We start from the raw sequence: 23,158 nt of genomic DNA on the forward strand, positions 1-23,158 counted from the left end.
GCCTCAGGCGCGTTCGGTCCGTCCATCCACGATACGGTAATGCGCGCTGGCCAGTGCCGCGATATCGTCGGCATGGTGGCTGACCAGCACGGTGTGCCACCCATGTCGTTGAGTGAGCTCTCCCACCAGTACCCGGATGAGGCCGCGCGTTTCGTCGTCAAGTGCCGAAAAGGGCTCATCCAGCAACAGGACCGGACGGTCGCGCAGAAGCGTGCGCGCCAGTGCGACGCGCTGTTTCTGCCCACCTGAAAGCGTTGACGCGACGTTGCCCGCGAACCCTGCGAGGCCGACTTCGTCCAAAGCGTCCAGCGCCTGCGCTTTTCCCTGTGGCTTAGTGGTTCCCCGAGGCAGCCCCAGCAGCACGTTTTCCTCTGCACTCAGATGTTCGAAGAGGTTGTCGGACTGGAGCAGCAGGGACACCGGCCTGTTTTCAGGAGGCAATGGCAGGAGATCGACGCCGTCCAGCGCAAGCGTTCCGCTGGAGGGCTGCGTGAAGCCGGCCAGGAGATCGAGCAAGGTCGACTTTCCCGAACCGCTCGATCCCGAAATGGCCGTGACGGCGCCAGGCTCGGCGGCCAGGCTGAACCGGTAGGGCTGACCTTGCCCCGGATAGGCGAAGATCAGGTCATCGGCGCGAAGCATGCGCTATCCTTTCGACAAGGCGCGGCAGGCCGACAAAGGCCGCAATGGTGAAGATCAGCAGCAGGGCAGCGATCGCCGCTGCGTCGTTGCTGCGATAGGAGCCGAGCGCCCGGTACATCAGGAGCGGCAACGTCTGGAAATCCTGCGTCCCGAACAGGGCAATGACGCCGAGGTCTCCGAGCGAAAAGCAGAATGCCAACGCCAGCATCAACCCGATATCGCGGCCGAGTAGCGGGTATTCGATGGCAGTGAATTGCTGCCATCCGGACAGATCCAGAGAGCGGATAAGCTTGCCCCGCGAGCGCACGATGGCGTCGAGTGGCGGCGCCAGCGTTGCCATGGCGAAAGGCAGCGACAGGAGGCTGTTGGCGATCACCACGACCACAGGAGCAGCGACGCCGGACGGGACGCCCAGCGATCGCACGAGCAGGAAGAAGCCCAGCGACAGCACCACTGCCGGCACCGCGAGATAGGCATATGCAGGCACGCCGAGAACCGTGCGCGCAGCCCGGCTGGCGGCTGCGCTGCGGCCCAGGGCAAGCAGCAGCGCCAGGACGAGCGTCAGGAGCGCCGATGCCGAGCCGATGGCAACACTGGTCATCGTCGCCCGCCAGAAACTGGCCTGTTCGAGCACGGGAAGAAGGCCGCTCGTCAACCCGTCATAGAGTACCGACAACAGCGGCAACGCGAAGCCTGCGGTCGCCAGGGCCAGCACGAACCATTGCAGCACGCGCACCCCACGAGCATCGCGCCATGTCGGCTGCGCCGACCGGGACAATGCGGAAGGAACGGTCGTGAAGGCCGATGAAACGAGGATGACCACGGAGCAAACGGCGATCTGAACAAGCGCCAGCCGCACCGCCCCGACAAGATCAAAATCGAGCCGGACTGCCGTGTAGATCGCCACTTCCAGCGTCTGGTTGGCCGGTCCGCCGCCAAGCAGCAGCACGATCGGGAAACTCGTGAAGGCGAGCAGAAAGATGATCGCTCCCAGGCCCGGCAGGCTACCGCGCAACGCCGGCCAGTCGATCAGCCGAAAACGCTGCCAGGCGGACAGTCCGAGCGATTGCCCGACCTTGAGCTTGGACGACGGAATGGTGTCGAGGCGCGCCAGCAGGATGCGAGCCGCAAAGGCCCCATCGAGCACCACATGGGCAATGAGAATGCCACTCAAACCATAGGCCGGGCTATCGAAACTGATCCCAAGCCAGCTCGCAATCTGGTTGATCCAGCCATTCCGACCCCAGATCGATAGAAGACCGAAAGCCACGACCATGCCCGGCGTGACGATGGCGGCGGCGAAAAGACCGACCACGAGATCGCGCCCGGGAAACCGGAGCCGGTTCAGCGCCCAGGCCAGCACCACGCCCACCGCCAGCGACAGCACCATTGTCAGCCCCGCCTGCAGCGCCGTCATGCGCAGCAGATGGGCAATGTCGACCCGCGAACCGGGCTCTGCCTCCGTCGCGGCGCCAACGATAGCCCAGAACACTGCAGCGATCAGCGCCGCGATGATGACGGTAAGCACCGTGGCGGAGGTGATGCGGAAGGGGCGGTGCGGGAGTATCAGCATGGGAAATGACGTGTCCATGCGCACGATGCGGCACCTCCCCCTTGATGGGGGAGGTTGGGAGGGGATGCACTAAGCAATCGGTGCTCGGGATTCCCCCCCTCCCCATCGCTGCCAGCAAGGGGGAGGGTATGCCGGCGCGTTCACGTATGTCATGCCGCCTACTGGACCGCCGCCAGCATCTCGTCGATCCAGGCAGACGAATTGGCAGTGATCTCGGCCTCGGGAATGGTCAACGTCTTGTCCGGCTGCGGTAGGCCTTCGAAGGACGGATCGAGGTCGGCGCCGAGATCGACGACCGGGAACATCCAGTTCGTTGTCGGGATGACCTTCTGTCCGGCTTCCGAGGTGAGGAAGGCGAGGAAGTCGCGCGCCAGGTCCTGATGATCGGACGACTTGAGAATGCCGGCCACTTCGATCTGAGGGAAGTGCCCTTCGCTGAACATCGCTGCCTTGATGGTGTGATCGTCCTCATCGAAGATATGGTAGGCGGGCGAGGTCGTGTAGGAGAGCACCATGTCCGCTTCGCCATCAAGAAACAGCGCGTAGCTCTCGCTCCAGTCACGCGTGATGGTCAGGATATGCGGCTTGAGACCGGCCCAGATTTGCGGAGCGCGATCGCCGTATGCGGCCTTGACCCACAGCAGCAGGCCAAGCCCCGGCGTTGCCGAGCGCGGATCCTGGATCACAATCTTGACCTCGTCCGGCAGCGCGATCAGCTCTTCGAAGGACGATGGCGGGGTCGGCATCGTATCCGTGTCGTGCATGAAAGCGAAGTGCGAATAGTCGAAGGGCACGAACTGCGCATCGGTCCATGTGGTTGGCAGGTCGAGATGGGTGAGGTCGAGACCGTGATCCGCGAAAAGTCCGGTCGCGCGGGCTTCGCCCGCAATGGCCGTGTCGAGACCGAGGATCATGTCGGCGTCCGTGCTGTCGCCCTCGAGCTGCACCTTGCGCAGTGTGCCGATAGAACTATCGGCCGCAACGAAGTTGACGGTACAGTTGCAGGTGGCTTCAAAACCGTCCTTGAGCGGTATGCCCGGGCCCCATTCGGAGGCAAAGCCGTCATAGGTGTAGATGGTGAGCGTGGGCTTGTCTTGGGCGATGGCCGTGCCGGTAAATCCGGCAAGAAGGACCGCAAGCGCCAGCGAGGAGGATTTGACCATGATGGTCTCCCTTCGTGTGGTGTGCGGCCATGGGTGAAGGGATGTGTCAATGGTGAGGATGCACGAGGGCACCCTTGCCATCTCGAACTTCCTCCGCCAGCATGACCTGGTTCAGGTTCTATGGGTAACTCTCAGCTCCGGCGGTAACCGGAACACCCCAGCGAGACGGTCCGGACCATATTGAGAGTGAACTGAGAGTGCAATCCCCCAATCCAGACGGCGGCAAGGTGCTGCTGCGTTTTGATCGGCCGCTCGCCGTCGTTGGCGGCGGCGCCGTTGAACCAGGCCTGTTGCAAGACCTTGCGGCGCGTGGCGTAGCACTGGTCGGCGCCGACGGCGGCGGCAATGCCATCGGCGACGTGGGCATCGTGCCCGAGGCCATCCTGGGCGACCTTGATTCGCTGGATGACCGCGACAGCTGGGAACAGCGCACTCGCGTCATCCACATCCCCGAACAGATCACGACGGATTTTCAGAAGGCGCTCTATTCGACATCAGCACCGGTGACCCTGGCCCTGGGCATGACCGGCAAGCGGCTCGACCACACATTGGCAGCACTTGGTGCGCTGCTCGAAGTGGCGCCGCATCGCAAGGTGATCCTCGTGGACGAAACCGATGTGGCTCTTGCCATATCCGGCCCGTTCTCGTTCCACGCGGCCCGAGGCGAGCGCATTTCAATTCACCCACTGGTGCCCATCGTGTTCGAGCGCACCGGGGGCCTGTTCTATCCAATGAACGATCTGCTCCTCGATCCCGCCGGACGGCTCGGGACATCGAACGAAGGTACGGGCGGAGTGGTCGACATCGTACCCAAGGACGATACGCCCTGGCTGCTGATTCTGGGACGCGAACGGCTTTGGGATCTGGTGGAGGTGTGCCTGCGAGGCGGGGACACCCCCTAGAGCGCCTCATCCGGGCGGAACTGCAACTTGGCCAGCTCGGCATACCGGCCGCCCTTGGCCACCAGCTGATCATGGGTGCCCTGATCGATGATTTCGCCGCCGTCGAGAACCAGGATCGTGTTGGCGTCCCGGATGGTGGCGAGGCGATGGGCGATGACCAGCGTCGTGCGACCTTCCATCAGGTGTTCGAGGGCCTTCTGCACCAGCCGCTCGGACTGGGCATCGAGAGCCGATGTCGCCTCATCGAGAAGCAGGATCGGCGCATTCTTGAGAATCGCGCGGGCAATGGCGAGGCGTTGCTTCTGGCCGCCCGACAGCATCACGCCGCGTTCGCCCACCATCGTATCGTAACCCTTGGGCATGTCGGCGACAAAGTCGTCGACCAGGGCTGCCCTGGCGGCAGCAACCACCTCGTCCATCCCCGCCCCAGGTTTGCCGAAGCGGATATTGTCGGCAATGGTGCCGGCGAAGATGACGGGCTCCTGCTCGACATAGGCGAAGCGCTGCCTGAGGTCGCGGAGCGCCAGATTGCGAATGTCGATGCCGTCGACGAGGATCGACCCGGCCGTCACGTCGTAAAAGCGTTGCAGTAAAGACAGTGTCGTCGACTTGCCCGAGCCCGACGGACCCACTAGCGCCACCGTTTCGCCTTTGCCCACAGCAAATGAGACATCGCGCAGCACCGGCTCATTGCCGGCCCCGCCATAGGCGAAGCTGACGCGATCAAAGGCAACGGTCCCCAAGGCCGGCGTCGGCAACGGAACGGGCCTTGCCGGATCGACGATCACAGGCTCGGTATCGAGAATTTCCGTCAGCCGCTCGGTCGCACCGGCAACGCTCTGCAGCGTACCCAGCACTTCCGACACATTGGTCAGGGCGCCGGAGGCCATGAGTGCATAGACAAGGAACTGCGCCAGCTGTCCTGCAGTGACGGTCCCCTCGAACACGGAGCGGGCACCCCACCAGACCAGGCCCACGAGTGCAGCGGTACCAAGGAAAATGACCATGCCGACCAGCACGGCGCGCGCGCCTAGACGCTTGACCTCGGCACGGTAGCTGGCCTCGCTGCTCTGGCTGTAGTGGACGGACTGTACGTCTTCCTGGGTAAAGGCCTTGACCGTGCGATTGGCGCCAAGCATTTCCGTAGCCATGGCGGAAAGATCGGCCAGGGCGTCCTGGGTTTTGCGCGACATGCCGCGCAGCCGCCGGGCATAGGCCATGACCGGGATCAGGATGGCGGGCAGGGCAACGACCACGGCAAGTGTCAGGACCGGGCTCGTCAGGATCATCATCGTCAGCGCGCCGATAATGGTGACTAGCGAACGCAGCGCCAGCGAGAAGCTGGACCCCACGGCATTGCGAATGGACACCGTATCGCCATTAAGGCGGCTGGTGAGTTCGCCGACGCGATGGCGATCGAAATATCCGGTCTCGAGCTTGAGCAGATGTGCGAAGACGTCATGCCGCAGATCGGCGACCACGCGTTCACCGATGACCGATATGAAGTAAAACCGTGCGCCGCTGGCAATGGCCATGATCGCGGCGATACCGATGATCAGCCAGCCGTACTGGCCGACCATATCGATATTCTGGGCGACGAAGCCTTCGTCGATGGCGCCGCCCAGAAGCGCGGGAATGGCAAGGGAAGTGGTGGCCGAGATCAGAAGGAAAAACACGGTGAGCGAAAGCCGCACCGGATAGCGGAGGAGAAACGGCAGCAGTCGGCGAAGCGGCTGGATTTGCCGCGGCGCGTCCTGCACTTCAGAGACGATCTTGTCGGGATCGGACGCTGCCGAAACGGCCTGGTCTGTCATGGCTGGATCACGCCGCTTTCGCTCGGGGACCGGCTCCGGCCGGCGATCGACCCCATATAGGCCCTGCCCCCTCGCCCCGCAACCAAAGGGGCCGGGCAATATTGCCGCGCCACTTGTTCACGGCAAAGCGCTGGCAGCCCTTGCAGAACCCGATCTTCTGCTGTAGGAAGCCGCCCAACACCAGATTGATGCTCTCCGGGCGCCGCGGCGCCCGTTTGATTTGAGGCAAGCGATGAAGACCGATATCCATCCCGACTACCACACCATCAACGTGGTTATGACCGACGGCACCACCTACCAGACCCGTTCGACCTACGGCAAGGAAGGCGACACGCTGCAGCTGGACATCGACCCCAAGACCCATCCCGCCTGGACCGGCGGCACGGGCCAGCTGATGGACCGCGGCGGTCGCGTGTCGCGGTTCAAGGAGCGCTTCAAGGGCCTCGGCATCTGAGCCAAGCGCCAAGAAATTCAAAGCCCGGCCGTCGTGCCGGGCTTTTTGCTGTTCGGAGAAGGCATTGCCCTTTCTGATCTTTTTCGCCGCTGCGGGCTTCGAGATCGGCGGCTGCTTTTTGGTCTGGCAGGCCATGCGCGGCGGCCATCTCTGGCTGTGGGTGCCTGCGGTGCTATGCCTGGCCGTGTTCGGCTATCTTCTCTCGCTTGCCGGCTCGGATAGCGCCGGTCGCGCATTCGCCATCTATGGCGGCATCTACATCCTGGCGTCGGTCGCCTTCATGGCCGGCTTCGAGGGGATAAGGCCCGATCGCTGGGACCTGTTGGGAGCGGCACTGGCTCTGGCAGGCGCGGCGGTGATTTTCTTCGCGCCGCGGGCCGGATGACTATTCGCTGCGGGCGAAAGCTGCCTTGAGACGGGAGAGCTGGTCGGCCACGCCATTGGCAACGCCTGGCGTCACGTCGGGCAGGTTGCCCTTCTCCAGCGCGTCGAGCTGCATCACCCGTTCGAACAGGCGATCGCCCTTGTCGATGAACTCGCGCAGCGTTCCCGGCAATTCATCATAGCCAGGCCCGCCCCGCTGGCTGGGCGTCGCCGAGAACTTCACCTTTTCCTTTTCGGAGCGAGCGCTGTCGCGGGAAATCTCGCCTTCGTTGACCGCGCGCTGCAGCAGCAACCATGATGCGAGCTGCATGAGCCGTGTGGTGAGGCGCATGGATTCGGTTGCGTAGAGAAAACCGGCATCGCGGGGGAGCATGCGGCTTTCGATGCGCCCTTCGGCGTCCAGGTACGCTGCCACCGCTTCGATCAGGCCCATGCCCTCGCGATACAGTGCATCGAACCCGCCCGACGCAACGATGCGCGGACCAATTGCGATTGCCTGTCTGCTTTCACCACTGTCGGCCAAGAGCATTCCTCCGATCCGATCATACTAGCGCCCTGCGCCGGAACGGTCACTTCACGGGTGCCAGTATTGTTAATTTTGTGGTTGAAGCGTGGCGCGCCAAACTGCCGCCCCAAAAAGAAAAAGAGCCGCAAGGTTGCAGCTCTCGAAGTTAACAGGGAGGCGTCAAACAGAGGGAGAAACCACTCTGAAAAATTCAGAACAAATCTGAATAACGAGACGTTACCGCCCAAAGATTAATTCGAGCTTAACGCGCAGAGATTTCTTAACCCTGCGCGTTGACTTGCTCTCAACCGAGCCTGTTGCGCTCGAGAAGCGTGCGGCCCGTCAGGGTGATGATGGCGTCGCCGCCGATAACATCGACCCAACCCTTGGCATGGAGTGGCGCGATGTCGCGCCCAACAGCAATGCCGTGGCCATCTGCCAGTGCCCGGAGCGAGGCCACTTCGCCCTCGCTCACGCCTTCGAGAATCCGATCTGCTTGTCGCACCATCGTCACGCCCTCCCTGGATCAACGAGAATTGCGGTCTAGAGCCAACCTTTGTCCATTGGCCAAAGGTTGAAGTGGCGACGCCGCCGTGTAACGGCGCCACTGCCTCAGAATTTGAAGGCGGCTTCGGCAGCAGCCCGGGAATCGCCCTTGGACGCGATAGCAGCCCGCAATCGCGCGATCTCGGCCTCGAGCAGACCTATCCGTTCCTCGAGTTCGTTGACCGAAAGTGCGTCGAGATTGGCGCCGACGTCATGATTGCGGGGCGGCTTGCGGATGTCTTCGTCCATGGCATGCTCCTGTGTTGTCCTGCAGTGTAGCCCAGTCCCCTTGCCGGACAAGACCAGTTCGGCCAGCATGGCAGCATGACACTTCCAAACGACATGACCGCCATTGCCATTTCGGCTCCCGGTGGACCAGACGTCCTGATTCCCGTCCGCCGGCCCCTGCCCGAGCTTGCGCCCAACGATGTCCTGATCCGCGTCGCTGCCGCGGGCGTCAACGGCCCCGATCTGGCGCAGCGGCGCGGCCATTATGCGCCGCCGCCGGGGGCATCGCCCCTGCCCGGCCTGGAAGTCGCCGGCGAAATCGTCGCGCTCGGCCAGGCAGTCGACAGCTGGAGGGTGGGTGACCGCGTCATGGCGCTGACCAATGGCGGGGGCTACGCCGAATATGTCGCCGTGCCGCAGGGCCAGGTCCTTCCCATACCGGGTGGTTGGAGCATGGTCGAAGCAGCGAGCCTGCCGGAAACATGGTTCACGGTCACCCAGACACTGGTGATGCGTGCCGGCCTCGAACCGGGCATGAGTGTCCTCGTGCATGGCGCGGCAGGCGGCATTGGCGGGGCAACGATCCAGATCTGCGCCATTCTGGGCGCACGGGCCATTGCCCTCGTCTCCACCGAAGACAAGGCTGATTATTGCAAGACGCTGGGCGCAGCAGCTGCGATCAATCGCACCAGCGAAAATATCGCCGAGCGCGTGCTGGAATTGACGGAAAGCCGCGGTGCTGACCGCGTGCTCGATCTCGTGGGTGGCGCGCTGACCGCGGTCAACATCGAGGCGTCGGCGCGAGGCGGCCATATTGTGCAGGTGTCGACGCTGGAAGGGGCAACCGCCACGGTGTCCTTGCGGGCCATGATGGCCAAGGACCTGACGCTATCAGGCTCGACCCTGCGACCGCAGAGTGCAGCGACCAAGGCAGCCATCGCCGCGCGTATCCGGGCCGATTTCCTGCCAGCGCTGTCGGCACCCGGCTGGACGAAGCCTGATCTCGCCACCTACCGGCTCGACCAGGCGCGCGATGCCCACGCTGAGTTGGAAAGCCGCGGCCACCGCGGCAAGCTTGTCCTCGTGACCGCGTTCGGGGCTGGGGAGACAAAGAGTTAGCCGTTGCGATTGCGCGGCATTTTGCCTATATTGCTGGTCAGTTCCCCCTCAGCATTTGGCCAAGAGGCGGAGCGGCCCGGAGGAAGACCGGCCGCGCCAGCAGGAGAAATTTAACCATGTCCCAGTCCCTTCTGATGCCAAAGGCGACCGCCGTCTGGCTCGTGGACAACACCGCCCTGTCCTTTGAGCAGATCGCCGCCTTCTGCACGCTGCATCCGCTGGAAGTGCAGGGCATTGCCGATGGCGACGTGGCCAACGGCATCATGGGGGTCAACCCGATCCAGAACGGTCAGCTGACCCGCGAAGAGATCGAGAAGGCAGAGAAAGATCCCAACTATCGCATGAAGGTCAGCGAGCCCAAGGTTCGCGTCGCTGCCGTCAAGCGCAAGGGTCCGCGCTACACCCCGATTTCGCGTCGCAACGAGCGCCCCAATGCCATCAAGTGGCTGGTTCGCAATCACCCCGAACTCAAGGACGCGCAGATCATGCGCCTCGTCGGCACCACCAAGTCGACCATCGAGTCGGTGCGCGAAAACACCCACTGGAACGCTGCCAACCTCACCGCGATGGACCCCGTGACCCTGGGCCTTTGCAGCCAGATCGACCTCGACCTCGAGGTCAAGCGCGCCAGCAAGGATGCCCCGGCCCAGCACGAACTCAGCGAAGGCACGACCCTGCTCACCGCCGAGGAAGCCCTGGCCCGCGCCACCGCCCGTCATGCGCTTGAGGGTGAAGCCGGCTTCGACGGTGAAGGCTCCTCCGGCCGCGCCAATAATGCCGACGACGAGCTGGACGCCGATTCCGTCTTCGCCAAGCTCAAGTCCCTCAAGGGCAACAGCGACGAAGAATAGTTAGAAATCCCCGCTTCGGCGGGGATTTTCTTGTTGTCCCGTCTGGCTTTCCCACACCGGTCCATCCTCGGGCTTGACCCGAGGACCAATCGCGCCGCATTCGACATCGTGCCTTTGGCAACTAGCCGTCGGGTCAAGGCTGATGGCGGCGCTGCAAAAGTGGAGAGCGCGTACTTGATAGCCTATCGGTAATTCTCAATGCTCGACCCTTTCTCAATCGCCATTGCCGTCACCGCCGTCCTCATCGTCGGCCTGTCCAAGGCCGGCCTGCTCGGCGGCCTGGGCGTCGTGGGCGTGCCGCTGCTGACGCTGATCATGGCGCCCCGCGATGCGGCCGGCATGATGCTGCCGGTCCTGCTTTGCATGGACGCGGTCGCCATCTGGATGTACCGCCGCGAATGCGACTGGGGCCTGTTGAAGATCATGCTGCCGGGGGCGGCGATCGGCACGCTTGCCGGCTGGGCCATGTGGGCGGTTGTCAGCGACGCGGTTGTGCTGCTGATGGTGGGCGTTGTCACGCTGCTCTTCGTGCTCGACGCCATCCTGCCTCTGCGCAAGAAGCTCGAAGGCCTGCCGCCGTCCCGACCCTGGGGCGTGTTCTGGGGCGCCATCGCCGGGTTTACCAGCTTCATCTCCCATACCGGTGGCCCGCCATACCAGATCTACACCCTGCCGCGCCGCATGACCCCGGCCATCTATGCGGGCACCTCGGCCTTCTTCTTCGCCATCGTGAACACCTCCAAGCTGGTGCCCTATTACTTCCTCGGCCAGCTCAATACGCACAACCTGACCTTGTCGGCTGCCCTCGCTCCGGTCGGAGTGATCGGCGTCTTCATCGGCGTCTACCTTGTCCGCCGCATCTCGGCGAAACTTTTCTACCGCATTGCCTATTGGCTGGTCTTCCTCTTGGCGATCAAGCTCGTCTGGGACGGCGTGGCAGGCATCCTCGCGGGCGCTTAGGGCCCGCGTCGCCTCGACACCTTCACAGCGAGTCTCGCGCTGGTTAATGTCCGCCCCGAAAACAGTTTCGGGAGTCGAGTTCATGTCCGCCACCGCACAGAAGGGCCACAACCAGTTCGGCAATCTGCCAGTCTGGAATCTCGACGATCTCTACCCCGGCAAGGATAGCCCGGAGTTCAAGGCGGCCCTTGATGAAGCCAAGACCATGGCTGCCGATTTCGAGGCCAGGTACAAGGGCAAGCTGGCGACGCTGACCGGCTCGGACAAACTGATCGAGGCCATCAAGGACAGTGAGAAGCTGGGCGATCTCACCGGTCGCATCGGTTCTTTCTCGTTCCTGCAATACGCACAGAAGTCGACGGATCCAGATCGCGCCAAGTTCATGGGCGACACCAACGAGGCCCTCACAAACCTTTCGACCCGCGTCCTGTTCTTCGAGCTTGAACTGAACCGCATTCCCGACGCCGATCTCGATGCGGCGCTCGAGAGGGATCCCGAGCTAGCGCGATACAAGACCTGGTTCGCCGACCTGAGGAAGGCCAAGCCATACCAGCTCGACGACAAGCTCGAGGAACTCTTTCACGACAAGTCCGTCACTGCCTATTCGGCCTGGAACCGGCTGTTCGACGAGACCCTCTCCAGCCTGGAATTCGAAGTCGACGGCGAGACTCTGAACCTCGAGTCCACGCTCCACCTGCTCTCCGAGAAGGATGAAGCCAAGCGCGAAGCCGCATTCAAGGCGCTGGGAAAGGTGCTCAAGGCCAATGGCCGCCTGTTCACGCACATCACCAACGTGCTGGCCAAGGACAAGGAAATATCCGACCGTTGGCGCGGCTACGAAGATATCGCCGATAGCCGCCATATGGCCAATTCGGTCGAGCGCGAGGTGGTCGATGCCTTGCAGACCGCCGTGCAGGCGGCTTACCCACGCCTGTCGCATCGCTACTACAAGATGAAGGCCAAGTGGTTCGGCAAGGATAAGCTCAACGCCTGGGACCGAAATGCGCCGCTGCCGACCAGCGACGAGCGCATCTGGGACTGGGACACGGCGGTTTCGACGGTGCTTGACGCCTATGGCCGTTTCTCGCCCCAACTGGCGGATGTCGCCCAGCCCTTCTTCAACTCGGGCTGGATCGACGCACCGACGGGCAACGGCAAGCTCTCCGGCGCCTTCGCGCACCCCACCGTGCCAAGCGCCCATCCTTACCTGATGCTCAACTATCTCGGCCGTACGCGCGATATCATGACGCTGGCCCACGAACTGGGCCATGGCGTGCACCAGCGGCTGGCCGCCGCGCAGGGCCCGATCCTGGCCAACACGCCCCTGACCTTGGCAGAAACCGCCTCGGTCTTTGGCGAAATGCTGACCTTCCGCGCCCTCCTGGACAAGACCACCGATCCACGGCAGCGCTTCGCCCTGCTCTCGGGCAAGGTCGAGGACATGCTCAATACCGTCGTGCGCCAGATCGCGTTCTACACCTTCGAGCGCAAGGTGCACACCGCCCGCCGCCAGGGTGAGTTGCGCACCGAGGAAATCAACGCTCTCTGGATGGAAGTGCAGGCGGAATCGCTGGGCGACGGCATCATCGCCAATGAAGGCTACGAGACCTTCTGGGCCTATATTCCGCACTTCATTCACTCGCCCTTCTATGTCTATGCCTACGCCTTCGGCGATTGCCTTGTGAACTCGCTCTACGCACAGTATGAGAAAGCCAGTGATGGCTTTGCGGAGCGCTATTTCGAGCTTCTCAAGGCTGGGGGCAGCAAGCATCACTCCGAATTGCTCAAGCCTTTCGGCCTGGATGCAAAAGATCCCCAATTCTGGTCGCTGGGTCTGTCGATGATCGAGGGACTGATCGACGAGCTCGAAGCCACGTCTCCCTGAGACACGACTTTTGGCTTAACACGAAGAGATGACTATACTTTTGAGGACCTGATGGCCAAAACCCGCCCCGAACATCATTCGACCCCCGTACTGGAATCCGCCATGGACTACGCCGAACACGAAAAGACCTACAATGGCTTCGTGATCGGGGTGAAGTGGTCGATCTATTCGATCGCGGTGCTGATGGTGATCCTTTATTTCGTGGTCAATCCCTGATCCGAAACCAGCAAGCAGGCACTTGAAACGAGCCTGCCCGCGGGCAGGCGGGCAGGAGGGTTTCCATGAAGATTGCCGTGTTGCGCGAACGTGTCGAGGGTGAGAGCCGCGTTGCGGCCACCCCCGAGACCGTCGCCAAGTTGATCGGGCTCGGTGCCGAGGTTTCGGTCGAAACCGGGGCGGGCGACCTGTCCCGCATTTCCGACGCGCAGTTCCAGGATGCAGGCGCCTCGATCGGCGCCAGCGCGCCGACGACGCTCAAAGGCGCCGACATTGTCCTGTGCGTCCGCCGTCCTGCTGCGTCCGGGCTTGCCGGCGTGAACAAGGGTGCCCTCCTGATCGGTGCGCTCGATCCCTACGGCAATGAAAAAGACGTCGCCGCTCTCGCAGGAGCCGGCGTCGCCGCTGTTTCCATGGAATTCATGCCGCGCATCACCCGCGCGCAGGTCATGGACATCCTCTCTTCCCAGGCCAATCTCGCCGGCTACCAGGCCGTCATCGAAGCCGCAGCGGTGTTTGACCGCGCCATGCCGATGATGATGACGGCTGCAGGCACCGTGCGCCCAGCCAAGGCCTTCGTCATGGGCGCCGGCGTTGCCGGTCTCCAGGCCATCGCGACCGCCAAGCGCCTTGGCGCGGTTGTGTCAGCCACCGACGTGCGCCCCGCCGCCAAGGAGCAGGTGGAATCACTGGGTGGCAAATTCATCGCCGTCGAGGACGACGAGTTCAAGCAGGCTGAAACCGCCGGCGGCTACGCCAAGCAGATGAGCGCGGAATATCAGGCCAAGCAGGCCGAACTCACCGCCCAGCACATCGCCAAGCAGGACATTGTCATCACCACGGCCTTGATCCCCGGGCGGCCCGCGCCCAGGCTGATCACGCGCGAAATGGTGGAATCCATGGCTGCAGGCTCGGTCATCGTCGACCTTGCGGCCGAACGCGGCGGCAATGTCGAGCTGACCCAGCCCGGCCGCATCGTCGACCACAACGGTGTCAAGATCATCGGCTTCACCAACGTCCAGGGCCGCATCCCCACCACGGCCAGCCAGCTCTATGCGCGCAACCTTCTGGCTTTCATCGAGACGCTGATCGACAAGAAAGAGAAAAAGCTCGCCATCAACTGGGACGACGAACTGGTCAAGGCCACCGTCCTGACCCGCGACGGCGCCGTGGTGCATCCCAATTTTCAGGCCGCCGCAGCACCCGAGGCGACCAAGCCCATTGCCGAGCCAAAGGACAAGCCGGCTGCACCGGTCCGCACCATCGCGGCCAAGCCCGTGCCGGCAAAGACCGGCGCCACCGGCAAGCCGGCGACACGCACGACTGCCAGAAAGCCGGCTACGAAAGCCACCGAAGTCGCCGCCATGGCCGACACGCCCAAGAAGGCGGCCCCCGGTGTCGAGCAGTCGATCCCGGCAGCAGCCGAACTACCGAAAAGCCCGGCAAAGCGGGCCTCGGCAAAGAAGGCGGCGGCAGTAATCGATGCAGCCGTCGCAGCCAGGAAGCCCACCGCGAAAAAAGCTGCTGCGCCGAAGCCGGCGACACAAATCACTGCGACAGCCAAAGCTGCTCCGAAAAAGCCTGCCGCGCGGAAGCCCGCGGCCCCCAAGGGAGAGTAATGAAAATGGAAGCGATCGACCCGTTCACCTTCCGCCTCGCCATTTTCGTCTTGGCGATCTTCGTGGGCTATTTCGTCGTCTGGAGCGTCACGCCCGCCCTGCACACACCCCTGATGAGTGTGACCAACGCCATCTCGTCCGTGATCGTCGTCGGCGCCCTGCTCGCTGTTGGCGTGCATCTGGCGCATGACGCGAGCTGGGTATCCAAGCTGTTCGGCTTCATTGCCCTGGTTTTTGCAAGCGTGAACATCTTCGGCGGCTTCCTTGTGACCCAGCGCATGCTGGCCATGTACAAGAAGAAGGGCTGATCGAAATGATCGACGCAAATATCGCCGCCCTGCTCTACCTGGTCTCCGGCGTGCTGTTCATTCTGGCCCTGCGTGGGCTGTCGCATCCGTCTTCGGCGCGCCAGGGCAATCTGTTCGGCATGATCGGCATGGGCATTGCCGTTGTCACCACGCTGGCCGTGGCGGCACCGAGCGACTGGCTCAGCTGGCTGCTGATCATCGGCGGACTCGGCCTCGGCGGCGGCATCGGCGCCTATATGGCCCGCACCGTCAAGATGACCGACATGCCGCAGCTGGTTGCCGCCTTCCACTCGCTGGTCGGCCTCGCAGCGGTCTTCGTCGCCGCAGCCGCGCTCTACGCCCCGGAAGCTTTCGGCATCGGATCGCTGGGGCACATCCACGCCCAGGCGCTCGTGGAAATGTCGATCGGCACCGCCATCGGCGCCTTCACCTTCACCGGCTCCGTCATCGCCTTTGCCAAGCTCAATGGCAACATGAGCGGCAAGCCGATCATCCTGCCGTCACGCCACCTCATCCATATCGCCATGGGCGTGGCCATTGTGCTCCTGGTCATCGCGTTCGCCATGACCGGCCATGCCTGGATGTTCTGGGCCATCACCGTGCTTGCCCTGATCCTGGGCGGCCTGATGATCATCCCCATCGGCGGCGCCGACATGCCGGTGGTCGTCTCGATGCTCAATTCCTATTCGGGCTGGGCCGCGGCCGGCATCGGCTTTACGCTGGGCAATACGGCGCTGATCATCACCGGCGCGCTGGTTGGCTCCTCGGGCGCCATCCTCAGCTACATCATGTGCAAGGCGATGAACCGCTCGTTCATCTCGGTGATCCTGGGTGGCTTTGGCGGTGACAGTTCTGCGGCGGCAGCGGCGGGCGAAGATGACCGCCCGGTCAAGCAGGGCGCTGCCGACGACGCGGCCTTCCTGATGAAGAATGCCGGCAAGGTCATCATCGTCCCCGGCTACGGCATGGCCGTTGCCCAGGCCCAGCACGCCCTGCGCGAAATGGCCGACCTTCTCAAGAAGGAGGGCGTCACCGTCAAATATGCCATCCATCCGGTGGCAGGCCGCATGCCCGGGCACATGAACGTACTGCTGGCCGAAGCCAATGTGCCCTATGACGAAGTGTTCGAACTGGAAGACATCAATTCCGAGTTTGCACAGTCCGACGTTGCCTTCGTGATCGGCGCCAACGACGTGACCAACCCGGCGGCCAAGACCGACAAGACCTCGCCGATCTATGGCATGCCGGTTCTCAATGTCGAAGACGCTGGAACTGTGCTCTTCATCAAACGCGGCATGGCGGCCGGTTATGCCGGCGTTCAGAACGAGCTGTTCTACCGCGACAACACCATGATGCTGTTCGGCGACGCCAAGAAGATGACCGAGGACATCGTCAAGGCACTTGGCCACTGAAGTCCGCACCCGTAATCGCAAGGCCCGCCTCGGCGGGCCTTGTCTTTTTTGAGGAGAGCATCAGCATGGTGAGCGCGCCAACGGAAGACCCTGCAGGTTCCATCAAGCGCCAGGCAATCGTGATCGTCCATGGTCAGGGCGAGCAGCGACCGATGGGCACCATCCGCGACTTCGTACGCGCGCTCTGGCAGGACAATCCCGAGCTCGACACGCCAGGCGAAGACCACCCGCGTCCCCGCCCTATCTGGATCGTGCCCGACGACAAGAGCGGACTCTATGAGCTCCAGCGCATTACCACGCCCGAGCACAACGGGCGCCGCAGCGACTTCTTCGAGCTCTACTACGCCGACCTGCTCAACGCGACGCCACTGCGCAATCTGTGGCGCTGGATCAAGCGGCTGCTCTGGGTAGACCCGGCCTATGTTCCAAAGCACATGCGATGGCCTTGGCGCTTCTTCTGGGCGCTAACCGTTCTGTCCGCCATCAGCGCACTTTTGGCCATTCTGGCGTTTCCGCAGCTCTTCGACGTCAATTGGTACGACCACTATGTGTTTGCGCCCGAAGCACGCCGCGGCCAGTTGATCAGCCTCGCCGGTCTCCTGCTGATCCTCTTGCCCAAATTCCTCCGCCCCATGGGCTTCCTCAGGGCCCTGCCCCGTCGTGGCCTGGTCCTCGTCATCGCGATCGGCATCCTCGACAGCTTCGGCTGGAACTTCCACGTCTTCAACCTCATGCTGCTGGGCACCTTGGCCTACCTGGCGAGCACGCTGTTACTGCCCTACTTTGGCGACGCCGCGAGCTACCTTTCGGCGCAGACCGAAACGGTGCAGAGCCGTCAGGGTGTTCGAAACCGCGGCCTTGCTCTGCTCAAAGCACTTCACAATGACCCGGAATACGATCGGGTTGTGATCATCGCCCACTCGCTGGGCTCGGTACTAGCTTACGACCTCCTCCATATTCTCTGGCGCGAGGTCGGCCCCACCAAGGACAATCCGCCTACATCGGAAGCCATCGAAGCCTTTGGCGAACTCGACGCCTTCGTGCGGTGTGCGCCCAAGGATGTATGGTCGGTCGATGAGGTTGGCAGGTATCAGCGCTTGCAGTGGCGCTTGTTCCGCAGCCTCAGTGGGCAAAAGCCCGGGACCGGCGACAGCGCTTACTCGGGCTGGAAGATATCGGACCTCATCACCCTCGGTTCGCCCCTTTCGAGTGCGGAATTCCTCGTGACCGACGGGCATGACGATTTCACGCGCATGAAGACCGAACGCGTCCTGCCTACCGCCCCGCCCCAGCCCTATGACGAAACCCGAGGGGCGCTCTACGAGGACCCGCAAAAGGGGATGGCCGCCCATCACGCGGCGGTGTTTTCCGCGGTCCGCTGGACCAACATTTTCGATCGTGTCGATTCCCCGCTGTTTCTACTTGGCGATGCCATTTCCGGCCCACTGGCGGGAAGCGACCGCTTCGGCCCGGGCATTGCCGACATCAATGTCGAAATCACCTGGGGCCGTTTGGGATGGCGGGTTTTCACGCACAACTGGTACTGGACCGACACGGCGCAGGACGGCGATCCTCCTGCCGCGCATCTGCGCGCGTTTCGAAAAGCGGTCGGCTTGGAGCGCAGCAGCGATCAATAGTGCGGCGGCGGCTTATCCGTGGACGGGTCCGCGATATAACTTCCCGAGCGCACCTGTTCTTCCATCGCTGACAGCTTCTTGCTGAGAAGATCGATGGTTTTCCACTGCTGGGTCAGCGCCGCATTGAGCTCTTCGATCGTCTGATCCTGGAACGCGATGCGCGTCTCCAGCGCGTCTATCCGTTCATTGTGATCGGCCTCGGACATGCTCGTTTCTCCTGCGCAAGAGCCCCGGAATAGGCCGGACTTGGCCACATCGCAAGGTCGACGGTGCGGTGCTTCGCATTGACGTAAGCGGAACTCTTTGTGCGCTCGGCACATTGATTCGACACGATCCGTCAATGGGAGCCGCTGAAAATGGCCACCACAGCACTGTTTCATTCGGCTCAAGACAATGAGCGCCCCACCACCCGGTCGTGGTCGTCGGCGCGTTTGCTGCTGGTATTTTCGACGCTGCCACTGGGTCTGTTCGGCATCCTGCATCTTGCTGCCGAGGCGGCCGGCATGCTGCCGCTCTTTTTCACGCCATTCGGCCTCCCGGCCTGGACTGGCGCAGCAACGCATCTGCTGCAGCTCGCGCTGATCGGAGCCGCCTATTGGAGCGTCACGCAACGCAATGCCTCGGCAAGCGCCCGGCTGTGGATCCTGGCACTCGGCGCCGTGTACATGGCCCTTCCGTTCATCACGCCCTACCTCGACACCGTACAGATCGCGCTGACCTGCACTGCTGTTCTTCTGGTCGCCGCCGCGACGATGATCCGCGCCGGCAAAGTTTCGCCGATGGCGGCCTGGCTCCTTACCCCCACATTTGCCGTGATCGGCCTTAGCGCTGCTATGGGCCTTGCGATTGCCGCCTATGCCCCGCCCTTCGCACTGCTCCAGACGCAGAATACCCCGCCTGCCGCCTGACGGTTACTTCCAGGTACCCTCTTGCCACCTGCCGCCCGGAGCGCCATCTGGACGGCAGGTTTTGTTTTGGAGTGACCGATGCCCAAGCTGCTCAAGATCGACGTCTTTACCGATGTTGTCTGCCCATGGTGCCTCGTTGGTTCAGCGCGGCTGGATCGGGCTATCGCCAACTTACCCGACGATGTCGACGTCGAGATCGAGAACCATCCCTTCTACCTCGACCCCAACGTGCCACCCGAAGGCGTCGACGTAGGCAGCATGCTCCGCGAAAAATACGGCCGTGACCCGAGCGAGATGTGGGCCCGGGTTGAAAGCGAGGCGGCCAAAGCCGGCGTCACGCTTGACCTCAGCCAGCAGCCCCGCATGTTCAACACGGCGAAGGCACACACATTGACCCGACTTTCCAAGGCCAACGGCAATCAGCACGAACTGGCCAACGCCATTGCTGAGGCCTATTTCCTGGAACACCGCCAGATCAACGACGACAACGTGCTGGTCGATATCGCTGCCGATTTCGGTTGGGATCGCGGCGACGCGCTCGATGCCATCAATGACGAAAACGAACTGGCGACCACCGCACAGCTGGCAAGCAGCGCAGCTCAGCAGGGTATTCGCGGCGTACCGTTCTTCGTGTTCGCCGAGAAATATGCCCTGTCTGGCGCCCAGCCGGATGAGGTGTTCAAGCAGGCACTCGAGAAGACCATTTCCGAGCTCTGACGGGACGGCAGCAGGCTGCTATAACAGCCCAACACTCCAGACTTGGATTCGCTCGTGAAACTGCTCCGTCGCCTGCTTATTACCCTGCTCGTGCTTGTCGTCCTGGGCTATGCTGGCGTGGTTGCATATATGTATGTCAATCAACGTGCCTTGCAGTACAGCGCGCAGGGGCCAGTCTTTTCGCTGGCCGACACCCTGTTGACCGGCGCTGAGGATGTGGCGATCGACAGCGACGCCTCGGTGGTCAATGGCTGGTATCAGCCGCCGCGCGAAGGCATGCCGGTGATCCTCTATTACAAGGGCAACTCCAAGAGCTTTTCTGAAGAGCACGAGCGCTACGAACAGTTCGCGGCGGCCGGCTACGGTTTCCTGGCCTTCGATTACCGAGGTTTTCCCGCTTCGCCCGGCGAAATTTCCGAGGCCGGGATCCTCGACGACGCCCTGGCGGCCTTCGACTGGCTGCGCGCCCGCACGGATGCCCCGATCCTGATCTGGGGGCGGTCACTCGGCTCGGGTCCCGCCACTTACGTCGCCAGCCAGCGCGACGCCGCCGCCCTCTTGCTCGAGACTCCCTTTCTTTCCGCAGTCACGGTCGCCGCCGAACGCTATCCCATCCTGCCCGTTGGCCTCGTGATGCAGGACCAGTTCCGGAACGATCTCTGGATCAAGGATGTCGCAGAACCTGTGCTGGTGGCCCACGGCACCGCCGATCGCACCATCGGCGTGTCCAATGGCGAACGCCTCTATGCACTCGCCCCCAATCCGGACGAGCTATGGATCGTCGAAGGTGCGGACCATTCCGACCTTTGGGCCGCGGGCATCTGGACCCACGCCGTTGCCTTCTTTGAAAGAGCCCTGTCCCGGTGAAACCACGCCGCCCGCTGGGCATGTCGCCTAGGCGCACCGCCATCATCGGCGGGCTCATGGTCGCGACCGGCCCGCTGAGCCTCACGCTCTATTCACCGGCCCTGCCAACCATCGTCGGCGACTTCGGGACGACCGATGCTGCCGGCAAGCTGACGTTGACGGTTTATTTTGCCGCCTTCGCGATGGCGCAGCTCATCTGCGGGCCGCTCTCGGATCGTTTCGGCCGCCGCGCCGTAGGACTGGCCTTTTTCGCCATCTATGTTCTCGGCAGCCTGATCGCAGCAGTCGCTCCGAGCCTTGAAGTGCTGTTTCTCGGGCGCTTCGTGCAGGGTTTTGGCGTATCGGCAGGCGTTGCTCTCTCACGGGCCATGGTGCGCGACCAGTTCGTCGGTAGCGAGGCTATCCGTATCCTGACGCTCATCAACCTGATCCTGACCGTTACCCCGGCCGTGGCTCCGACGCTGGGCAGCGTCATCCTGCTCGCGGGCACTTGGCACTACATGTTCGTGGTCATGGCAGGCTTCGGGCTCGCCATTTTGGCACTGCTGACCTGGGGAGCCCGGGAGACTCTGCCGCCCGAGGCAAGGGTGCCGTTTAGTCCCTCGATCGTCTTCAGCAACTACCGTCTCTTGCTGTCGTCGCCGGACTTCTTGTTCCCCTCGCTGCTGCTGGGGCTGGCCTTTTCGGGCTTTCACGGTTTTACCGCGCTTCTGCCCTTTATCTTCATCGATGACATGGGCCTCACGCCATTCCAGTTTGCAATGGCCATGCTGGGACAGACGGTGAGCTTTATCCTGGGCAACCTGGCCGCCGGCTACCTCGCCAGGCGTGTCCTCGGCACACGCCTCGTGTCTATCGCCCTCGTGGCCTTCGCTGCCAGCGGACTGGGCTTCGCTACCCTGCCGCTTTTCTTCCCGGCATCAGTGGTTGCCATCATGGCTCCGGTGGGCATCTGGATGTTCGGAATAGCCTTCATCAGCCCGAGCGCTACGGCCGCGGCCATGGCCGGCTTCGGCGCTATCGCCGGGGCAGCAGGCGCATTGACCGGTTTCTTCCAGGTCGGCGGCGGTTTTGTAGGATCACTGGCAGCGGGCACCCTGTTCCCCGACGCCCGCACGGCGCTGGTCATCCAGCTACCCGTGATTGCCCTGCTGACAATAGGCGTTGCCACCCTGGACCGCCGGCGCCGGCCCTGATCGGCATTGCAGAAAACAAAAACGCCGCCCCTGTTCGGGCCGGCGTTTGAAATCTCTTGCGATCAGGAGATCGTCTTAGCTCGGACGACCCGGCGCAGCAACGATACCGCCTTCGCGCTGAGCGCGCTTGCGAGCCAGCTTGCGGGCGCGACGAACGGCCTCGGCCTTCTGGCGAGCCTTCTTCTCAGAGGGCTTCTCGTAATAGTTGCGCAGCTTCATTTCGCGGAAGACGCCTTCGCGCTGCAGCTTCTTCTTCAGTGCGCGCAGCGCCTGGTCAACATTGTTATCGCGAACGACTACTTGCAAAGGTCAACCGCCCTTTCAGAGCTATGCAAATTGTTTGGATGGGAGCGACAGGGCCATAAAAACCACGCCGCCGACCAGCTATGCCGGTCACCGTGGCGGGCTCTATAGCTTATCAATCAGTGCCTGTCCACACATTGCTCCATGAAAAATGCTGGCATCTTGTGGGTTTTGCTGCGTCCCTGTAGGCCTTTTCCACCACTATCGGAGAGACCCATGCACAAGCCAATCGTGTTCCTGCCCGGGCTCATCTGCGATGCGCGGCTATGGCGCGACGTGATCGACGGCCTCGCCGATACCGTGGCGCCCATGGTGGCCGACCTCAGGCTCGATGACACCATCGCAGCCATGGCAAGCCGGACACTGGCAGCAGCACCACAGCGTTTCGCCCTGGCGGGCCTATCGATGGGCGGCTATGTCGCGCTGGAAATCATGCGGCAGGCCCCCGAACGCGTCACCCATCTGGCCCTGCTCGACACCTCGGCACGAGCCGATACCGAGGAACGCCGCGAAACGCGCCGCAAGGGCATAGACATGATCGAGCAGGGCAAATTCATCGGCGTGTCCCGCGGTCTCCTGGGTCAACTGGTGGCGCCCCATCATCTGGGCACGCCGCTGGCAGACGAGGTTCAGGCGATGTCCGAGCGCGTCGGTGGCGAGGTTTATGTCCGCCAGCAGAAGGCCATAATGGGTCGCGTGGATTCCCTGCCACATTTGGCCGCGATTGACGTGCCGACCATGGTCGGCGTCGGCGCCCTCGACAAGATGACACCACCCGAACTCGCACAGGAAATGGCAGCACATATTCCCGGAGCCGAACTGGTGACGTTCCCAGACGCTGCGCATCTGCCGACCATGGAAAATCCGGGGCCGGTCGTGCAGGCAATGCGGCATTGGCTGGCGCGCTGAAAGACTTGCTTTTTACCTCCCCGCTGGGGAAAGGTCGGCT

25 protein-coding genes, 1 pseudogene and 1 riboswitch are annotated in these 23,158 nt (G+C 62.8%); of the genes and pseudogenes, 17 read left to right on the forward strand and 9 right to left on the reverse strand.

Annotation, left to right across the window (positions count from 1 at the left end; translation table 11 throughout):
* Window positions 1-3: 3 nt before the first annotated feature.
* The 3 genes from CCK88_RS11635 to thiB form a co-directional block, all read right to left on the reverse strand.
* Window positions 4-642 (reverse strand): ATP-binding cassette domain-containing protein, encoded by a 639-nt coding sequence (locus CCK88_RS11635; RefSeq protein ID WP_086470582.1) that lies wholly within the window; start codon window positions 640-642, stop codon window positions 4-6.
* Window positions 626-2,215 (reverse strand): ABC transporter permease family protein, encoded by a 1,590-nt coding sequence (locus CCK88_RS11640; protein ID WP_140048971.1) that lies wholly within the window; start codon window positions 2,213-2,215, stop codon window positions 626-628. Before CCK88_RS11640 ends, CCK88_RS11635 begins: the two co-directional genes overlap by 17 nt.
* A 158-nt stretch (window positions 2,216-2,373) precedes the next feature.
* Window positions 2,374-3,378 carry a thiamine ABC transporter substrate binding subunit gene (gene thiB / locus CCK88_RS11645; RefSeq protein WP_086470584.1) on the reverse strand — a complete coding sequence of 335 codons (1,005 nt, stop codon included), beginning with the start codon at window positions 3,376-3,378 and terminating at the stop codon, window positions 2,374-2,376.
* 71 nt (window positions 3,379-3,449) lie between these two features.
* Window positions 3,450-3,548, reverse strand: a riboswitch (TPP riboswitch).
* A gap of 27 nt (window positions 3,549-3,575) precedes the next feature.
* Between thiB and CCK88_RS11650 the strand changes: the two genes are divergently transcribed.
* The gene (locus tag CCK88_RS11650; RefSeq protein ID WP_170926442.1) at window positions 3,576-4,280 is read left to right on the forward strand and encodes a thiamine diphosphokinase; all 705 of its coding nucleotides are present in this window, start codon (window positions 3,576-3,578) and stop codon (window positions 4,278-4,280) included.
* On the opposite strand, the gene CCK88_RS11655 is transcribed toward CCK88_RS11650, so the two are convergent.
* Window positions 4,277-6,094: an ABC transporter ATP-binding protein gene (locus tag CCK88_RS11655; RefSeq protein ID WP_086470585.1), complete on the reverse strand. Its 1,818-nt coding sequence runs from the start codon at window positions 6,092-6,094 to the stop codon at window positions 4,277-4,279. The two genes, CCK88_RS11650 and CCK88_RS11655, sit on opposite strands and share 4 nt — an antisense overlap.
* Before the next feature lie 232 nt (window positions 6,095-6,326).
* Here CCK88_RS11655 and rpmE point away from each other — a divergent pair, with 232 nt between their 5' ends.
* Together rpmE and CCK88_RS11665 are read left to right on the forward strand one after the other, a co-directional pair.
* Entirely contained in the window at window positions 6,327-6,548 is a 222-nt protein-coding gene (gene rpmE, locus CCK88_RS11660) for a 50S ribosomal protein L31 (RefSeq protein WP_086470586.1), read from the forward strand.
* Between the two features lie 64 nt (window positions 6,549-6,612).
* A complete protein-coding gene (locus tag CCK88_RS11665; protein ID WP_086470587.1) occupies window positions 6,613-6,933 on the forward strand; it encodes a YnfA family protein in 321 nt (106 codons plus the stop codon).
* On the opposite strand, the gene rcdA is transcribed toward CCK88_RS11665, so the two are convergent.
* The 3 genes from rcdA to CCK88_RS11680 all read right to left on the reverse strand — a co-directional run bounded on the left by rcdA (window position 6,934) and on the right by CCK88_RS11680 (window position 8,232).
* Window positions 6,934-7,461: a protease adaptor protein RcdA gene (rcdA, locus tag CCK88_RS11670; protein ID WP_086470588.1), complete on the reverse strand. Its 528-nt coding sequence runs from the start codon at window positions 7,459-7,461 to the stop codon at window positions 6,934-6,936.
* A 280-nt stretch (window positions 7,462-7,741) separates the two neighbouring features.
* On the reverse strand, window positions 7,742-7,945 hold the full coding sequence (locus CCK88_RS11675; protein ID WP_086470589.1) for a hypothetical protein: 204 nt from the start codon (window positions 7,943-7,945) through the stop codon (window positions 7,742-7,744).
* Between the two features lie 104 nt (window positions 7,946-8,049).
* Window positions 8,050-8,232: a DUF1192 domain-containing protein gene (locus CCK88_RS11680; RefSeq protein WP_086470590.1), complete on the reverse strand. Its 183-nt coding sequence runs from the start codon at window positions 8,230-8,232 to the stop codon at window positions 8,050-8,052.
* Between the two features lie 75 nt (window positions 8,233-8,307).
* Here CCK88_RS11680 and CCK88_RS11685 point away from each other — a divergent pair, with 75 nt between their 5' ends.
* From CCK88_RS11685 to CCK88_RS11725, 9 genes and pseudogenes are all read left to right on the forward strand, one after another.
* A complete protein-coding gene (locus CCK88_RS11685) occupies window positions 8,308-9,330 on the forward strand; it encodes an NAD(P)H-quinone oxidoreductase (RefSeq protein WP_086470591.1) in 1,023 nt (340 codons plus the stop codon).
* 116 nt (window positions 9,331-9,446) lie between these two features.
* The gene (locus tag CCK88_RS11690; protein WP_086470592.1) at window positions 9,447-10,181 is read left to right on the forward strand and encodes a DUF1013 domain-containing protein; all 735 of its coding nucleotides are present in this window, start codon (window positions 9,447-9,449) and stop codon (window positions 10,179-10,181) included.
* Window positions 10,182-10,379: 198 nt separating this feature from the next.
* A complete protein-coding gene (locus CCK88_RS11695; RefSeq protein ID WP_086470593.1) occupies window positions 10,380-11,141 on the forward strand; it encodes a sulfite exporter TauE/SafE family protein in 762 nt (253 codons plus the stop codon).
* 82 nt (window positions 11,142-11,223) lie between these two features.
* On the forward strand, window positions 11,224-13,026 hold the full coding sequence (locus tag CCK88_RS11700) for a M3 family oligoendopeptidase (protein ID WP_244557477.1): 1,803 nt from the start codon (window positions 11,224-11,226) through the stop codon (window positions 13,024-13,026).
* A gap of 51 nt (window positions 13,027-13,077) precedes the next feature.
* Window positions 13,078-13,242, forward strand: coding sequence for an aa3-type cytochrome c oxidase subunit IV (locus tag CCK88_RS11705; protein WP_086470595.1), 165 nt, complete (start codon window positions 13,078-13,080; stop codon window positions 13,240-13,242).
* A gap of 65 nt (window positions 13,243-13,307) precedes the next feature.
* A pseudogene (locus tag CCK88_RS11710) lies at window positions 13,308-14,558 on the forward strand (Re/Si-specific NAD(P)(+) transhydrogenase subunit alpha); the annotation flags it as partial.
* Window positions 14,559-14,860: 302 nt separating this feature from the next.
* Complete coding sequence (locus CCK88_RS11715; RefSeq protein WP_086470597.1) at window positions 14,861-15,169, forward strand: proton-translocating transhydrogenase family protein; 309 nt, start codon at window positions 14,861-14,863, stop codon at window positions 15,167-15,169.
* 8 nt (window positions 15,170-15,177) lie between these two features.
* Window positions 15,178-16,581, forward strand: coding sequence for an NAD(P)(+) transhydrogenase (Re/Si-specific) subunit beta (locus CCK88_RS11720; protein WP_086470931.1), 1,404 nt, complete (start codon window positions 15,178-15,180; stop codon window positions 16,579-16,581).
* 65 nt (window positions 16,582-16,646) lie between these two features.
* Window positions 16,647-18,218, forward strand: coding sequence for a hypothetical protein (locus CCK88_RS11725; RefSeq protein WP_086470598.1), 1,572 nt, complete (start codon window positions 16,647-16,649; stop codon window positions 18,216-18,218).
* Here CCK88_RS11725 and CCK88_RS11730 read toward each other — a convergent pair.
* Complete coding sequence (locus CCK88_RS11730) at window positions 18,212-18,424, reverse strand: SlyX family protein (RefSeq protein ID WP_086470599.1); 213 nt, start codon at window positions 18,422-18,424, stop codon at window positions 18,212-18,214. The two genes, CCK88_RS11725 and CCK88_RS11730, sit on opposite strands and share 7 nt — an antisense overlap.
* 150 nt (window positions 18,425-18,574) lie before the next feature.
* Here CCK88_RS11730 and CCK88_RS11735 point away from each other — a divergent pair, with 150 nt between their 5' ends.
* From CCK88_RS11735 to CCK88_RS11750, 4 genes are all read left to right on the forward strand, one after another.
* Window positions 18,575-19,126 (forward strand): hypothetical protein, encoded by a 552-nt coding sequence (locus tag CCK88_RS11735; RefSeq protein ID WP_086470600.1) that lies wholly within the window; start codon window positions 18,575-18,577, stop codon window positions 19,124-19,126.
* A 78-nt stretch (window positions 19,127-19,204) separates the two neighbouring features.
* On the forward strand, window positions 19,205-19,843 hold the full coding sequence (locus tag CCK88_RS11740; RefSeq protein ID WP_086470601.1) for a DsbA family oxidoreductase: 639 nt from the start codon (window positions 19,205-19,207) through the stop codon (window positions 19,841-19,843).
* Window positions 19,844-19,897: 54 nt separating this feature from the next.
* A complete protein-coding gene (locus CCK88_RS11745) occupies window positions 19,898-20,710 on the forward strand; it encodes an alpha/beta hydrolase (protein ID WP_086470602.1) in 813 nt (270 codons plus the stop codon).
* Window positions 20,707-21,906, forward strand: a complete 1,200-nt coding sequence (locus CCK88_RS11750; protein WP_086470603.1) for a multidrug effflux MFS transporter — start codon at window positions 20,707-20,709, stop codon at window positions 21,904-21,906. The genes CCK88_RS11745 and CCK88_RS11750 overlap by 4 nt, the downstream gene beginning before the upstream one ends.
* 75 nt (window positions 21,907-21,981) lie before the next feature.
* Here CCK88_RS11750 and rpsU read toward each other — a convergent pair whose 3' ends face one another.
* Window positions 21,982-22,212 carry a 30S ribosomal protein S21 gene (gene rpsU, locus CCK88_RS11755; RefSeq protein WP_086470604.1) on the reverse strand — a complete coding sequence of 77 codons (231 nt, stop codon included), beginning with the start codon at window positions 22,210-22,212 and terminating at the stop codon, window positions 21,982-21,984.
* 213 nt (window positions 22,213-22,425) lie between these two features.
* Between rpsU and CCK88_RS11760 the strand changes: the two genes are divergently transcribed.
* Window positions 22,426-23,118, forward strand: coding sequence for an alpha/beta fold hydrolase (locus CCK88_RS11760; protein ID WP_086470605.1), 693 nt, complete (start codon window positions 22,426-22,428; stop codon window positions 23,116-23,118).
* The last annotated feature ends 40 nt before the right edge of the window (window positions 23,119-23,158 follow it).

The sequence above is a fragment of the Devosia lucknowensis genome, from assembly GCF_900177655.1.
Lineage (GTDB): Bacteria > Pseudomonadota > Alphaproteobacteria > Rhizobiales > Devosiaceae > Devosia > Devosia lucknowensis.

Coding starts and splice junctions, on each gene's coding strand:
- CCK88_RS11705 (WP_086470595.1), top strand. CDS start 13,078: ATGGCCAAAACCCGCCCCGAACATCATTCGACCCCCGTACTGGAATCC.
- CCK88_RS11635 (WP_086470582.1), bottom strand. CDS start 642: ATGCTTCGCGCCGATGACCTGATCTTCGCCTATCCGGGGCAAGGTCAG.
- CCK88_RS11655 (WP_086470585.1), bottom strand. CDS start 6,094: ATGACAGACCAGGCCGTTTCGGCAGCGTCCGATCCCGACAAGATCGTC.
- CCK88_RS11695 (WP_086470593.1), top strand. CDS start 10,380: ATGCTCGACCCTTTCTCAATCGCCATTGCCGTCACCGCCGTCCTCATC.
- CCK88_RS11690 (WP_086470592.1), top strand. CDS start 9,447: ATGTCCCAGTCCCTTCTGATGCCAAAGGCGACCGCCGTCTGGCTCGTG.
- rcdA (WP_086470588.1), bottom strand. CDS start 7,461: ATGCTCTTGGCCGACAGTGGTGAAAGCAGACAGGCAATCGCAATTGGT.
- thiB (WP_086470584.1), bottom strand. CDS start 3,378: ATGGTCAAATCCTCCTCGCTGGCGCTTGCGGTCCTTCTTGCCGGATTT.
- CCK88_RS11730 (WP_086470599.1), bottom strand. CDS start 18,424: ATGTCCGAGGCCGATCACAATGAACGGATAGACGCGCTGGAGACGCGC.
- CCK88_RS11725 (WP_086470598.1), top strand. CDS start 16,647: ATGGTGAGCGCGCCAACGGAAGACCCTGCAGGTTCCATCAAGCGCCAG.
- CCK88_RS11735 (WP_086470600.1), top strand. CDS start 18,575: ATGGCCACCACAGCACTGTTTCATTCGGCTCAAGACAATGAGCGCCCC.
- CCK88_RS11715 (WP_086470597.1), top strand. CDS start 14,861: ATGAAAATGGAAGCGATCGACCCGTTCACCTTCCGCCTCGCCATTTTC.
- CCK88_RS11640 (WP_140048971.1), bottom strand. CDS start 2,215: ATGCTGATACTCCCGCACCGCCCCTTCCGCATCACCTCCGCCACGGTG.
- CCK88_RS11740 (WP_086470601.1), top strand. CDS start 19,205: ATGCCCAAGCTGCTCAAGATCGACGTCTTTACCGATGTTGTCTGCCCA.
- CCK88_RS11685 (WP_086470591.1), top strand. CDS start 8,308: ATGACACTTCCAAACGACATGACCGCCATTGCCATTTCGGCTCCCGGT.
- CCK88_RS11700 (WP_244557477.1), top strand. CDS start 11,224: ATGTCCGCCACCGCACAGAAGGGCCACAACCAGTTCGGCAATCTGCCA.
- CCK88_RS11680 (WP_086470590.1), bottom strand. CDS start 8,232: ATGGACGAAGACATCCGCAAGCCGCCCCGCAATCATGACGTCGGCGCC.
- CCK88_RS11675 (WP_086470589.1), bottom strand. CDS start 7,945: ATGGTGCGACAAGCAGATCGGATTCTCGAAGGCGTGAGCGAGGGCGAA.
- CCK88_RS11760 (WP_086470605.1), top strand. CDS start 22,426: ATGCACAAGCCAATCGTGTTCCTGCCCGGGCTCATCTGCGATGCGCGG.
- rpmE (WP_086470586.1), top strand. CDS start 6,327: ATGAAGACCGATATCCATCCCGACTACCACACCATCAACGTGGTTATG.